Annotated in this window: 15 protein-coding genes; 9 read left to right on the top strand and 6 right to left on the bottom strand. The window is 62.4% G+C overall.

What is annotated here, in order from left to right; all coding sequences use genetic code 11:
* The first annotated feature begins 1 nt into the window (after position 1).
* Together HBA99_RS18895 and HBA99_RS18890 are read left to right on the top strand one after the other, a co-directional pair.
* Entirely contained in the window at positions 2-523 is a 522-nt protein-coding gene (locus tag HBA99_RS18895; RefSeq protein WP_420063463.1) for a PH domain-containing protein, read from the top strand.
* A 123-nt stretch (positions 524-646) separates the two neighbouring features.
* Positions 647-2,308, top strand: a complete 1,662-nt coding sequence (locus tag HBA99_RS18890) for a hypothetical protein (protein WP_199252982.1) — start codon at positions 647-649, stop codon at positions 2,306-2,308.
* Here the strand turns inward: HBA99_RS18890 and HBA99_RS18885 are convergent.
* Both HBA99_RS18885 and HBA99_RS18880 read right to left on the bottom strand, forming a co-directional pair.
* Positions 2,305-2,868 (bottom strand): TetR/AcrR family transcriptional regulator, encoded by a 564-nt coding sequence (locus tag HBA99_RS18885; protein ID WP_070933007.1) that lies wholly within the window; start codon positions 2,866-2,868, stop codon positions 2,305-2,307. The two genes, HBA99_RS18890 and HBA99_RS18885, sit on opposite strands and share 4 nt — an antisense overlap.
* Before the next feature lie 93 nt (positions 2,869-2,961).
* Entirely contained in the window at positions 2,962-3,939 is a 978-nt protein-coding gene (locus HBA99_RS18880; RefSeq protein ID WP_030096798.1) for an alpha/beta hydrolase, read from the bottom strand.
* Between the two features lie 149 nt (positions 3,940-4,088).
* Here HBA99_RS18880 and HBA99_RS18875 point away from each other — a divergent pair, with 149 nt between their 5' ends.
* Positions 4,089-7,370 (top strand): error-prone DNA polymerase, encoded by a 3,282-nt coding sequence (locus tag HBA99_RS18875; RefSeq protein ID WP_070952106.1) that lies wholly within the window; start codon positions 4,089-4,091, stop codon positions 7,368-7,370.
* Here the strand turns inward: HBA99_RS18875 and HBA99_RS18870 are convergent.
* The gene (locus tag HBA99_RS18870) at positions 7,367-7,828 is read right to left on the bottom strand and encodes a tRNA (cytidine(34)-2'-O)-methyltransferase (protein ID WP_070950698.1); all 462 of its coding nucleotides are present in this window, start codon (positions 7,826-7,828) and stop codon (positions 7,367-7,369) included. The two genes, HBA99_RS18875 and HBA99_RS18870, sit on opposite strands and share 4 nt — an antisense overlap.
* A 51-nt stretch (positions 7,829-7,879) precedes the next feature.
* Here HBA99_RS18870 and HBA99_RS18865 point away from each other — a divergent pair, with 51 nt between their 5' ends.
* From HBA99_RS18865 to HBA99_RS18855, 3 genes are read left to right on the top strand one after another with little or no spacing between them, the layout of a single operon-like run.
* Complete coding sequence (locus HBA99_RS18865; protein ID WP_070952456.1) at positions 7,880-8,800, top strand: AraC family transcriptional regulator; 921 nt, start codon at positions 7,880-7,882, stop codon at positions 8,798-8,800.
* Between the two features lie 25 nt (positions 8,801-8,825).
* Positions 8,826-9,176 (top strand): VOC family protein, encoded by a 351-nt coding sequence (locus tag HBA99_RS18860; RefSeq protein WP_070950700.1) that lies wholly within the window; start codon positions 8,826-8,828, stop codon positions 9,174-9,176.
* Positions 9,177-9,219: 43 nt separating this feature from the next.
* Entirely contained in the window at positions 9,220-9,693 is a 474-nt protein-coding gene (locus tag HBA99_RS18855; protein ID WP_057967701.1) for a GNAT family N-acetyltransferase, read from the top strand.
* Here HBA99_RS18855 and HBA99_RS18850 read toward each other — a convergent pair.
* From HBA99_RS18850 to HBA99_RS18840, 3 genes are all read right to left on the bottom strand, one after another.
* Positions 9,690-10,076: a hypothetical protein gene (locus HBA99_RS18850; RefSeq protein ID WP_070922907.1), complete on the bottom strand. Its 387-nt coding sequence runs from the start codon at positions 10,074-10,076 to the stop codon at positions 9,690-9,692. The two genes, HBA99_RS18855 and HBA99_RS18850, sit on opposite strands and share 4 nt — an antisense overlap.
* 110 nt (positions 10,077-10,186) lie before the next feature.
* Complete coding sequence (locus HBA99_RS18845) at positions 10,187-10,423, bottom strand: hypothetical protein (protein ID WP_057968685.1); 237 nt, start codon at positions 10,421-10,423, stop codon at positions 10,187-10,189.
* Positions 10,424-10,552: 129 nt separating this feature from the next.
* The gene (locus HBA99_RS18840; protein WP_057969770.1) at positions 10,553-10,933 is read right to left on the bottom strand and encodes a YybH family protein; all 381 of its coding nucleotides are present in this window, start codon (positions 10,931-10,933) and stop codon (positions 10,553-10,555) included.
* Positions 10,934-11,042: 109 nt separating this feature from the next.
* On the opposite strand from HBA99_RS18840, the gene HBA99_RS18835 reads away from it, so the two are divergent.
* The 3 genes from HBA99_RS18835 to HBA99_RS18825 all read left to right on the top strand — a co-directional run bounded on the left by HBA99_RS18835 (position 11,043) and on the right by HBA99_RS18825 (position 13,110).
* Positions 11,043-11,498: a MarR family winged helix-turn-helix transcriptional regulator gene (locus HBA99_RS18835; protein ID WP_057969769.1), complete on the top strand. Its 456-nt coding sequence runs from the start codon at positions 11,043-11,045 to the stop codon at positions 11,496-11,498.
* Positions 11,495-12,478: a zinc-binding alcohol dehydrogenase family protein gene (locus HBA99_RS18830; protein ID WP_199252981.1), complete on the top strand. Its 984-nt coding sequence runs from the start codon at positions 11,495-11,497 to the stop codon at positions 12,476-12,478. The genes HBA99_RS18835 and HBA99_RS18830 overlap by 4 nt, the downstream gene beginning before the upstream one ends.
* A 77-nt stretch (positions 12,479-12,555) precedes the next feature.
* Positions 12,556-13,110 carry a pentapeptide repeat-containing protein gene (locus HBA99_RS18825; protein ID WP_070922906.1) on the top strand — a complete coding sequence of 185 codons (555 nt, stop codon included), beginning with the start codon at positions 12,556-12,558 and terminating at the stop codon, positions 13,108-13,110.
* The last annotated feature ends 19 nt before the right edge of the window (positions 13,111-13,129 follow it).

Genomic DNA, 13,129 nt, shown 5'->3' with positions numbered 1-13,129 from the left:
GGTGATCGACACGACCCCTACGACTTCCGTGATGCCGGTGGGAGTCGTTGCCAGCAGGTCGGCTCCCGTGCTCTGGGCCATCCAGTACGCATTGGCATGTAGTCCGCTGGTTGTCGCGGTGGCGGCGGTGTGGGCGGTGACGGCGCCGCCGGCCCACGCCAGCACGCCGCTGGAACATGTCGCGGGCGTGTTGGGGCTGCTGTGCATCTGCGGTGCGCTGGCGTGGGTGGTGCTTCGCCCGCTGCAGCGTTATCGCGCATATCGGTGGGGTGTCCTGGATGACGATCTGCTGTATATCGCATCGAAGACGTTGTGGCTCAGGTTTTTCTGGGTCATCCCGTTCGCACTGGTGCGAACGGTGGAACTGCGGCAAGATCCGCTGTCGCGTGTGTTGGGGTTGGCGATGGTGGTGGTGCGCGCAGATCAGGGCGAGCTGCGGATCGTGGGGCTGGATGCGGCGACCGCACATGATGTTGTCGAGAAGCTGTTTGGGCTGGTGGACGAGGCTTCGGTCTACCAATGATGTGACGTTGTTCCAGGCCCACTGCGTGGTCGTGAGTGTTAGCATCGCCTCGCTGTCGCGAACTAAATATGTTCTCCGACAATAATTCTGGTTGTTAACTGGACTCAGGCAGGGAGCGTGCTGATGGAACGGAAGTACGGCTGGGGTCGGGGTGCAATGGCCATCGCATGTTCAGCACTGCTTGTTGTCGCCGGTTGCGGCAAGCAGACCGCGCACTCACCGGAATCGAGCTCGGCATCTGAGGACGCCAAGGCTGACGGGCCTGCGCGCAATCCGTACCTCTCGGCGGAGAAGTACGGCATCACGCATATCGATTCGGCCCAGACCGATAGCTTTGCCGACCCCATCCCGCGGGGTACCTTCCACGTCGATCCGGCCGCGATGCCCCGGGTGCCCGGTGGCCCGGTCAACATCATCACGATGGCCTCCACGTCGCCGCGATACATGTGGGTGAGCTCGTCATCGGGTGTCCGTTATGTGGATGTGTCCGACGGCGGGTTCCGTCAGGTGGCGTCACTGGAAACCCCAGGAGTGTCGCCGATCTCGGTGCAGGATCTCGATGTGGTCCTCAATCAGAAGTTCGGCAGTGTCGAGCAGATCGAGGCCGCGATTCGGGACCATTGGGGCGGAGCCACCTGGAAGCGGCTCACCAACGGCGTATACGGCGCGGTCGACAAGGACAACGAGCTCTACTACGTGACGCAGAACGCGGAGATCCTCAAGTTCGGACTTGAGGACAAGGACAACCCGGCTGCGGGCATCAAGGTCGAGAAGACCTACAAATTCAAGCCCTATCTGGGAACCGGCATGACGACTCTGGGCATTCCGGAGAGCATCGTCGGAGTCTCGATGACCTACGACGGTCATCTGTTGGTGCAGTCCAACCGGTCGCTGACGGTTCTCGACCGCGGGCTCGACGCGCCGCCTATCCAACAGATCCGGTTTGGCGACGATGAGACGGTATCGAATTCGGTTGCGGTGGATGCTAATAATGGGATCTACGTGGCCTCGGACAAGCTGATGCGCAAGATTGTGTGGACCGGGTCGAAGCTCTCGACTGACGAGTCTGACGGCGCGTGGTCATCGCCCTATGACTTCGGGCGTCAGCCTCCGGCGGTGAAGTTCGGTATCGGTACGGGGTCTACGCCGACTTTGATGGGGTTCGGCAAGGATTCCGACGAACTCGTCGTCATCACCGATGGCAGCGACAGGATGAAGTTAGTTGCTTTCTGGCGCAACAAGATCCCGGACGGATTGCAGCAGAAGCCGGGCACCAAGTCCAACCGGATCGCCGATCAGATCCAGGTCACCGCTGGCCTGAAGGAGCCGTTGCCGGAGTTCATCCAGAGTGAGCAGTCGGTGGTCGTCAACGGTTACGGGGCTTTCGTGGTCCAGAACATTGGCGCAGGCGGAGCCCCGGACCGGTTGGTAGACGTGCTGGCCAACGGCCCGGTGTCGCCGGCGCCGCAGGGCGTGGAGCGATTCGAATGGGATCCCAAGGGGCATCGGTGGGCATCGGCGTGGACGAGGGGCGATGTGGTGTCGACATCCATGGTGCCTGCGGTATCCACCAGCTCGGGCATCGTCTTCCTCAACGGATACACCAAGGCCGAAGGATGGGAAGTGACCGGTCTGGACTGGAAAACCGGAGAAACGGTGCACCGCACCGTATTCGGTCAGTCAAATCTGGGGAACGGTGCGTACGCGCTGATCGAGGGTTTACCCAATGGGGATCTGCTATTCAACAGTGTGGGCGGCCCGTTCCGCGCGAAGATCGCAGGCTAACCGCCGACGAGTTTTTCGACAGTACTGACGAGTGCGGCACGGTGGATGGTCAGGCGCTCGGGTGAGAAGGGTTCCGAAGCCGCAAGACCGCGCAGGGCCGGCGATGCGCCGAGCCACGCGGTGGTCAGCCCGAGCGTGAGGGCCAGAATGTCGGCCGGCTCCACGCCGTCCGCGGGTAAGCCTGTCGCGGCGATCGCCGCGACTTTGGCCGCGTAAGCCGCAGTTTCGGCTGGGCCCGCGACGGGCCGTTCCAGCTGCGCCCAGGTGGCAAGCCTCAGGTGCTCGGGATGCTTGATCAGGTGGTCGAACAAAGTGCCCGCGTAGCCCGGCAGATCGTCGGGCGTGAATGGGACGGCATCGGACATCCGTTGAATCGAATGGGCCACGACGGTGTCGAACAGCGTTTCCTTGTTGGTGAAGTAGACGTAGAGCAGCCGTTTGTTGGCACCGGCCGCGGCGCCGATCCGGTCGACACGGGCACCGGCCAGTCCGTGCTCGGCGAACTCTGCGTACGCGGCATCGAGCAGCCGCTTCTTGGTGGCAGAGGCGTCGGGCGGCATCCCAAGAGCCTAGAGGCATGCCGCCGCGTGATTTCGGCAGCGCACCGGCTGGGGCAGCGGTTATGCCCGCCAACCCAGCCGGTGCGCCCCCCGTCAGGCCAGGTGGCTGTTGAACCAGTCGGCGATGTGGCCGACGGTGCGGTCGACGATGTCGGGCTGGTCGTAGTACTGGAAGTGGTTGGTGCCGTTCTCCCAGATGAGCTTCTTGTCGTCGGAGGGGATCGACTCGAAGTGCCGCCGGGCCGCCGCCGGGTTCATGCAGGTGTCGGAGTGGATCACCAATGCGGGTTTGTCGAGCTTGGCGGCACCGGGCACGGTGCTGTAGTCGAAGTGGTCGAGGTCGCTCATGATGGCGTAACGGTTCTCCCAGCCCTTGAGCGTCCACGATCCGTACCAGCTCCACACCAGTGGGCCGGGCAGCCCGGCATCAGACCCGGCGACGGGGTCGCCCAGGTCAGGAGAGACCAGGGGCGCGTAGATGACTTCGCCGGTCTGCTCGTACCGGGTCTTGGCATCGCGTGCCCGCTCGAGCCGGGCATCCAGTAGCGCTTCCAGTTGTTCGGTGGTGGGTGCGGTAGCCGGATCGAAGGGGTTCTCGCTGACACCCGCGGCGATCATGAACAGATCGGTCTCGCGATCGCGGTAGTAACCGGTCACCGAGGCAACGGCCTTGATCCGGTCGTCGTATGAGGCGATGTCGAGCATTTCGGGTCCGCCTTGGCAGACGCCGGCCCCGAAGATGCGCGATGCGTCGACGTCGTCGCGCGTGAGCAGGTAGTCGATGGCCGCTACCGCGTCCTCGTTCTTCATCTTCGGATTCTCGAGGCGGCGCGGGGTGCCGCCGCTCTCGCCCACGGTGCGCGGGTCGAAAGCCAGCGCCAGGAAACCCTCGTCGGCCAGACGGGTGGCGTAGTGAATCGGGGCCTGCTCCTTCTCGAACGAGTACGGGCCCAGCAGGACCACCGCAGGGAAGGGGCCGTCACCGGAAGGGCGGTGGACGACACCGACGATGTCCTCGCCATGCGAGGGGAAGGTGACCTTCTCGGGCGTGTAGTTGCCGTGGTGTGGCATTCGCTTCTCCAGATTCTCGCTAGGTGCTTGCCCGCCGCGCCAGGTGCGGGGCCTTGTCAGCATACATGTATATATCTAGTTAGTTACTTTGCCAATAAGGGCCGGTCGAGCGATTGAACTATAGAACATATGTTCGATAAACTGTTTGAATGGGCTGGTCGCAAGGTCCCCCGACGTGGGCCGAAATGGAGCGGGTGCTTGATGGGCGCCCCAACCGTCACGCGCCTCCGGGGGATGGCGGGGACGGTCCGGCGTGGAGCCGGAAACGCCCGCCCTATGAACCGCCCACTCGTGAGCGCGGCCGGTCGGCGGTGCCGTACGCGGAGCTGCACGCGCATTCGGCGTTTAGCTTTCTAGACGGTGCCAGCCTGCCCGAGGAGATGGCGCAGGAGGCCGCGCGGCTTGACCTCAAGGCGCTAGCCATCACCGACCACGATGGTTTCTACGGAGTTGTCCGTTTCGCGGAAGCGGCCAAGGAGCTCGGCCTGCCCACCGTGTTCGGTGCGGAACTTTCTCTTGGCGGGCAGGGTAATACGGAGGATTCGGTACACCTGCTGGTGCTGGCGCGGGGCCAGGAGGGGTATCGGCGGTTGTCGCGGCAAATGGCCACCGCGCACTTGTCGGGAGGAACGTCAAAAGACCGAAAGGGTAAGCCGCGCTATGACCTTGACGCGCTTACCGAGGCAGCGGGTGGGCACTGGCACATCCTGACCGGGTGCCGTAAGGGGCATGTGCGACGGGCACTTGCCGCCGGTGGCTCGGTTGCGGCTGAGGCGGCACTGGCCGATCTGGTCGGCCGGTTCGGTGCCGACCGTGTCAGCATCGAGATCAGCAGGCATGGCCACCCGGATGAGGATGACCACAACGCGGAGCTTTCCGCATTGGCTCCGCGGTTCGGTGTCGGTGTCATCGCTACCACCGCAGCGCATTTCGCCACACCCGAGAGTGGGCGCCTGGCCATGGCAATGGCGGCGGTGCGCGCGCGTAAGAGCCTCGATGATGCGGCGGGATGGTTGGAGCCGGTGGGGGGTGCGCATCTGCGTTCGGGAGATGAGATGGCGCGGCTGTTCTCGCATTGCCCGGAGGTGGTGACGGCGGCCGCCGAGTTGGGGGAGGCGTGTGCTTTCGATCTGCGACTCATTGCCCCGCAATTGCCGCCGTTCGACGTCCCGTCCGGCCATACCGAGGACAGCTGGTTGCGGCATCTGGCCCTCGAAGGTGCCGCGCGTCGGTACGGTCCCCGGGCGGGGGCGCAGAAGGCTTACGCTCAAATCGAGCGCGAGCTGGAAATCATTGCCCAACTCAATTTTCCGGGCTACTTCCTGGTGGTGCATGACATCACCCAGTTCTGCCGTCGCAGCGACATCCTGTGCCAGGGGCGCGGCTCTGCCGCCAACTCGGCGGTCTGCTACGCGCTCGGGGTCACCAATGTCGACCCGGTGGCCAATGGTCTGCTATTTGAACGGTTCCTATCGCCTGCTCGCGACGGCCCGCCGGACATCGACATCGATATCGAATCGGACGAAAGGGAACAGGCCATCCAGTACGTCTACAACAAGTACGGCCGCGAGTATGCGGCGCAGGTGGCCAATGTGATCACCTATCGTGGCCGAATGGCCGTGCGGGACATGGCTAAGGCTCTAGGGTTCGCGCAGGGGCAGCAGGACGCCTGGAGCAAGCAACTCGGGCACTGGGGCGGCTTGGCCGACGCGGCGGAGGTTGACGGCATTCCGTCGCAGGTGATCGACCTGGCTCAGCAGATCAAGAATTTTCCCCGGCACATGGGCATTCACTCCGGCGGCATGGTCATCTGCGATCGCCCGCTGGCCGATGTGGTGCCCGTCGAATGGGCGCGCATGGAGAACCGTAGCGTGCTGCAATGGGATAAAGATGATTGTGCGGCAGTGGGTTTGGTTAAGTTCGACCTACTCGGCCTTGGCATGCTCTCTGCGCTGCACTATTGCATCGACCTGGTCCGCGAACACAAGAGCATCGAGGTGGACCTGGCCCATATCGACCTCTCTGAGGCGGCGGTCTACGAGATGCTGGCCCGCGCCGATTCGGTGGGGGTCTTCCAGGTGGAGTCGCGCGCCCAGATGGCCACGCTGCCCCGCCTGAAGCCCACGTGTTTCTATGACTTGGTGGTGGAGGTGGCCCTGATCCGGCCGGGACCCATCCAGGGTGGCTCAGTCCATCCGTATATCCGGCGATACAACAAGATCGACAAAGATTGGGAGCATGACCATCCCTCGATGGCGGCTGCGTTGGATAAAACTCTGGGAGTGCCGCTGTTTCAGGAACAGCTGATGCAACTCGCCGTCGATGTCGCGGGGTTCAGCCCCGCCGAATCCGATCAGCTGCGCCGGGCTATGGGATCCAAGCGGTCGCCGGAACGGATGGAAAGGCTGCGGAGCAGATTCTATGAGGGCATGCGGAACCTGCATGGCATCACCGGAGAGCTGGCCGACCGCATCTACGAAAAGCTCTACGCCTTTGCCAATTTCGGCTTTCCGGAAAGCCACGCGCAGAGCTTCGCTTCGTTGGTGTTCTATTCGTCTTGGTTCAAGCTGCATCATCCGGCCGCATTCTGCGCGGCGCTGCTGCGTGCACAGCCCATGGGTTTCTATTCGCCGCAGTCCTTGGTGGCCGATGCTCGTCGGCACGGTGTCACCGTGCACGGTCCCGATGTGAATGCCAGCTTGTCCTATGCGACGTTGGAGAATGCCGGCCTGGAGGTGCGGATCGGGCTGGGCGCCGTCCGCCACATCGGAAGCGACCTGGCTCACGCCATTGTCGAGGAACGAAAAACGCATGGCCCGTTCGCTTCTCTGCTCGATCTGACCGGTCGCATCCAATTGACTACGGCGCAGGTCGAGGCGCTGGCCACTGGAGGGGCGCTGGGTTGTTTCGGCATGTCCCGGCGTGAGGCGCTGTGGGTTGCGGGTGCGGCCGCTGCGCAGCGCCCCGACCGGTTACCCGGAGTCGGGGTGTCCTCCCGGGTTCCGGTGCTGCCGCCGATGGGGGAGGTGACTCAGGCTGCTGCCGATGTGTGGGCCACCGGAGTCACCCCCGACGCGTATCCCACCCAGTTCCTGCGGAAACAGCTCGACGAGCTGGGTGTCGTTCCGGCCAGGGGGCTCTTCGATGTGCCGGACGGGTCGCGGGTGTTGGTGGCGGGGGCGGTCACCCATCGTCAGCGGCCTGCCACCGCAGCCGGGGTCACGTTCATCAATCTTGAGGACGAGACGGGAATGGTGAATGTGGTGTGCTCGGTGGGGCTGTGGGCGCGGTACCGCAAGCTGGCGGTGACCGCGCAGGCGCTGATCATTCGTGGCCAGGTGCAGAATGCCAGCGGAGCCATCACCGTGGTGGCCGATCAGCTGCGACCACTGGACCTGCGTATCAGATCCGCCTCGCGGGACTTCCGTTAGACGCTGCCTTCGAAACCATGCTGACGCCAGGCCTCGTATGCGGCGATGGCTGCGGCATTGGACAGGTTGAGTGATCTGCGCCCTGGTAGCAGCGGGATGCGTACCTTCTCGGTGATGTGTGGATCGTCCAGGACCTCGGCATCCAGGCCGGTCGGTTCGGGGCCGAACAGCAGCACATCACCCGGCTGATAGGCGATGTCGGTGTAGCTGACGGTCGCATGAGTGGTAAAGGCATAGACCCGTTGTGGATGCATCGATTCCCAAGCAGCGGAAAGGCTTTCGTGGACCGTCACCGACGCCATGTCGTGATAATCCAGGCCGGCGCGGCGCACCTTGGCCTCCGACAGGTCGAATAGCGGCTGCACCAGATGCAGCTCGCACCCGGTGCCCGCCACCATCCGGATGGCATTGCCGGTATTCGGGGCTATCCGGGGTTCGTGGAAAAGGATGCGGAACACGGGTGACAGTATCCCTGCTCCTCGCGGCGCGACATGGCGCAGGATGGGACTATGCGCAGTCCGGCAAGTTATGAGCGTGGGACTACAGACGAAGCCGCCTGGCGGGCAGTGACTACATCTGCTGACGCCACGCTCGCCGGTATCGCGCACGGATATACCGAACTTCGCGAGTGGTCCTACCGGCCCGTCGAGCGCAGCGAGGTTGCCAGTGTCGAGCCGGTGCTCATCATCGAACTCGATGACCCGCTGCTTGTTGCCGATGTAGCGGATCATGCGTCCCCACGGATGTGGCAAGCATTCGGTGCGGGTATCAGCCAGGGGCCAACCTCCACGTTGCATTCGGGTACGCAGCACTGCGTTGAGGTGCGGCTGACGCCGCTCGGGTTGTATCGAATGTCCGGCGTGGCGATGGACGAAGTGAGCAATCGCGTGGTCAGTCTTGAAGACCTGTTCGGGCAGAACGGCCGATATCTACCCGAACGCCTTGCTGTTGAGCCTGATTGGACACGCCGTTTCGACCTGCTCGATTCGATGTTCATGCGCGCCGTGGCTGATGGACCCGAGCCTGACGTCGAGGTCGAATTTGCCTGGGATTGGCTGAATCGCACCGGTGGGACCGCGATCATCGGGGAGATACTCGCCGAGATCGGTTGGAGTCGTGCTCGATTGGCGAGACGTTTCCGCAGCCAAGTCGGACTGACACCCAAGGCGGCTGCACGCGTGCTTCGTTTCCGTCGCGCAATGACGTTGTCTGCACCGGGCCACCGATCGCTCTCCTCGATCGCATTGGCTTGCAGTTACTTTGACCAGGCGCATTTCAACAGAGACTTCCGGATGCTCGCTGGGTGTTCACCGCGGGAATGGGCCGGATTACGGCACGACGACTTGCTGGGATGCGGGATCCCCATGGCCGGCGAACATTTGTACAAGACGGGGGCGGATGGCGGGCCTAGCGTCGGTGCTATCAGATAAATCCATACGAGGAGGAACCCCGACGATGACTGGTGAACCGACGTACTTCGAGATTGGTGTGCCCGATGCGGTACGCGCTCAGAAGTTCTACCTGCAGCTCTTCGGCTGGACACCGCACGCAATGGGTGAGACTGGGCAGGCTTGGCTTGAAACGGGGGGCGTGCGAGGCGGACTGCACAACGATGATGAGGACCGCCGGATCGACGTATTCTTCGGGGTCCCGGATATTGAGGCCGCAGTCTCATCCGTCCGCAAACTCGGCGGTGAAGCCGAAGATCCCAGACCTGAGGAGCCTGATTTCGGCAGGTTCGCATTCTGCAGGGACGACCAGGGCGTACGGTTCGGCCTGCATCAGCCTGCCCGCCACACTGCATGATGGACTGGTATCCGACAGTCCGCTAGCACCGGGAGAACAGATCGTGGCGCTCTCGATCACAGTGGCAGATTTCCAGGACAGTGCGCTTCTGGCATTCTTGCAGGCCCACCTGGACGATGTCGCGCCGACCGCGCCAACGGAGAGTCAGCACGCTCTAGATGCGGTGGGCCTGCAGGATTCCGGAGTCAGACTGTGGGTTGCCCGGGACGGGCACGATCTGGTCGGAACTGTTGCGCTGGCCCAGATCTCTGCACAACACGAGGAACTCAAGAGCATGCGGACCGACCCGAACCGACGGGGTCAAGGCATCGCCTCAATGATGCTTCTGTATGTCCTTAATGACGCCAGGAATCGTGGTGTGAACAGGGTTTCGTTGGAGACCGGCAGTATGGACTTCTTCGCTCCGGCCCGGGCGCTCTACCGTAAACACGGGTTTATTGAGTGTGGCCCCTTCGACTCCTACATCGAAGACGCCAACAGCACCTTCATGACGCTAGCCATCCAATGGTCGGCCTAGTTGTAAGGGCATGAGGTAACGATCTTCCCGTCCGCCAAGCCCTTGGTGTTCATCGTTTCGAGCATGCCGGATAGTGCCCCATCTCCCTTGCCGGAGAAGAGAGCCCATGTGTCGCCTTGCAGATGGCTTTGACTCACTGCTGTACCAGCGTCACAGCTTGCCTTTCGCTTAGCTGTGGTATCGCCATTGACTACCTGAAACTGCCACGAATGTGCCCTTTCCTGATACGAGCACAACAGAAAATCGAGTGCAGGCACACAGCTGAATCCGTTTGATGCCAACCATGTGCCGAGGTCGGTGTTGTCGGAGAACTTGATGGGATCGGCATAACTGACTGGGGCACAGCTTATTAACGCTGCCAGCGCAACCAAGATAGCCTTCATGATTCCCTCCTCAAGTCCAACCCGATGAGCGCACTGTACGCCGAAGAGCCTCGGGGTCTTCGTTCAATCCACGGGGAGGATCGGCAGCGTGGTGGGCAACCTCAGGGGTGTCAGAGCTTGTATCGGAGGTACATCAGGGCAAGAAACAAGACTACGAAGACGCCAAGCCCGAATCCCGCGAGCACGCTCTCAAGGGCCAGCGATATGCATGCGATGGCGACCGCCGGAGCGACGGCCCAGTAAAGCCATTTCTGGAGGGTACTTTCGCGCGGTTCCGCGAGTACGCAGATGCCTCCGCTGACGGCCGCCATCAATGCGACGTAGAAGTCGGGGTCCGGCGCTCTCATCGCTTCACACTCTATGTGGGCCACATTCAGAGTGGCCGATCCTGTTCAGCGGTAAGCGATGTTCGGCTCGTGGAACATGGTGCGACGGCCCAGGGCATCACCCCTGCAGCCGGCCAGACTGTGTGCAGGTTATTCGGACTTGTTGAACATGTATCGGGCTATTTTCCACGCACCGTCTTCTTTGTGGAGGACAAACACCTCGCGGTTGGACTCGGTGCTTCGGGTGCCGTCGGCCAGCACGGTCTGAGTGCCTTTGCTGCGAGTTAGGGCATACGCGATGTCGTCACTCGCTATGACGAGTTCATCGATGGTGAACGTCACGTTGAGGCGGATGGCACTGAAGATTTGTTCATATGCTTCACGCAATCCATCCCCTGTCGCGGTGGGCTGAGCAGTCGGCATGAAGACTCCGCCGGCGGTGTAGCAAGAGGCGGCCAAGGCTGCGTCGCTGTTGTTCAGCGCTTGCTCATACGTGTAGAGCAGCGTCTTGACGTCGTGTTCGTTGGTCATCTGATTCCTGTCGTCTTTCCGAGAATTTGCATTCCATGGAATACAGTACAGGAAACGCCGATGGTATATTCCATGGAAGGTAATGCTCGGCAGGACGGGTGGATGTGTCATGGCAGATTTAGAGCTGATGTTCAGAGAGCTGGTCAGGTGGGAGATCGGGCTGTGGAACGCCGTGGATGTGCGACTGCGTACCGACTTTGATCTGCCGCTGAGTCGCTATGAGCCGATGCGGGTCATCGAGCAGCACGGCTTGTGTCGGGTAAACGACATCGCCACCGACTTGCTCATCACGGTAGGCGGTACCAGCAAGCTCGTCGACCGCATCGAAGCCTCCGGGCATTGTCGGCGTCGGCCCAATCCCGAAGACGGGCGCTCCTCGGTCATCGAATTGACGCCATCAGGCAAGCGTCTGCTAGCCCGGGCGAAATTGGCTCTGGAGGAAGAACTTTCCACCCGTTTGGGGAAGGTGCTATCCGCTGGCGAGCTACAGCAGTTCGCGACCATCTTGACCAAAGTCCGCGCAGCGGAACAAAACAGCAGTGCGAAGAATAGGGGAGTGTTGTGACCACGACCATGCGGGCCATCGTGCTGGACGCCCCCGGGCCTCCGGAAGCTCTGAAGATCCGGCAATTACCGGTCCCAGAACCGGCCGAAGGCTGGGTGCTTATTGCGGTGAAAGCGTTTGGCCTGAACAGATCTGAACTGCACACCCGCCTGGGCCTAGCGGAAGGAGTCACCTTTCCGAGGGTGCTCGGGATCGAAGCGACCGGTGTGGTGGCAGCGTGCCCTGGCGGTGAGTTCGCGGTGGGGCAGCAGGTGATGGCCATCATGGGTGGCATGGGCCGGGAATTCGATGGCGGATATGCCGAATACACCTGTGTGCCTGTTACGCAAGTGACCGCATTTTCCAGCGACCTGGACTGGGCCACGATTGGCGCGGTACCGGAGATGCTGCAAACGTCATATGGATCCTTGACGGTAGGACTGGATGCCGCGGACGGTCAGTCGCTCCTTATCCGGGGCGGCACATCCTCGATCGGCATGGCCACTGCGATCTTGGCCAAACAGCGCAATATGACTGTGTTTTCCACCACGCGGAACCCCGGAAAAGCCAGTGCGCTAGCCAGGATTGGCGTTGACCACGTCCTTGTCGACGACGGCCAGATAGCACGCCAAGTCCGTGATCTCCTCCCCGGCGGCGTCGATACCGCACTGGAACTTGTCGGTACCCCAACACTGCCCGACACTCTGCGTGCCACGCGCGTGCATGGGGTGGTGTGTTTCACCGGAATGTTGTCCAACCAGTGGACAGTGGATGAGTTCTATCCCATTGAGTACATCCCACGGGGCGTCCGCCTCACCTCGTACGGAGGAGGCGCCGCCGACCTACCCGCACATGTCCTACAGGAGTATCTCGACGGTGTCGCCTCCGGCAACATTGCTGTTCCTATCGATCGTGTCTACGCCTTCGACGAGATAGTCGAGGCGCACACGGCAATGGAAGCGGGCCGTGCGAGTGGGAAACTCGTTGTGACAACCACGTGACCGTGTGACGCCGGCCCCGCGGACCAAGGCCGAGATCGCATGGTCACCCGTCGGACCCGCCCGGCATGATGTCAGGCATGGCCGAGCACTGGACTGACCGTGAGATCACCGGAGAGACCTTCTACGACGAGGACTTTCGTGAACTGCGCACCGAGCGCGTGGTTTTCACCGAGTGCGACTTCAGCGGCGCCAATCTCACCGAGTCGCTGCATGTCGGCTCCGCCTTCCGGAACTGCACCTTCCGCCGCACATCGCTATGGCATTCGGAGTTCCGCCAGTGCAGCTTGCTGGGCTCCACGCTCACCGACTGCCGGGTGCGCCCTTCGAAGTTCACCGAGACCGACTTCACGCTGTCCTCGCTCGGCGGGCTCGATCTGCGTGAGATGGACCTGTCGGACTGCCGTTTCCGGGAGGCCAACCTGGTCGGCACCGATATGCGCAAGGCCAATCTGCACGGCGCCGACTTCACCGGTGCCCGCACGCAGAATCTCAAACTCGACGGTGCGGACCTGCGGGGTGCCCGCATTGACCCGACGTTGTGGACCACCGCAACCCTGATGGCCGCGAAAGTCGATCTGCCCCAAGCCGTCGCGTATGCCGCAGGGCACGGACTGGACGTGCACGGCGGCTAAGGCGGGCCCGTCTCTTCGA

The sequence above is a fragment of the Mycobacteroides chelonae genome (assembly GCF_016767715.1).
In the GTDB taxonomy this organism is placed as follows: domain Bacteria; phylum Actinomycetota; class Actinomycetes; order Mycobacteriales; family Mycobacteriaceae; genus Mycobacterium; species Mycobacterium gwanakae.
This window is presented reverse-complemented; position numbering and strand designations above follow the sequence as displayed.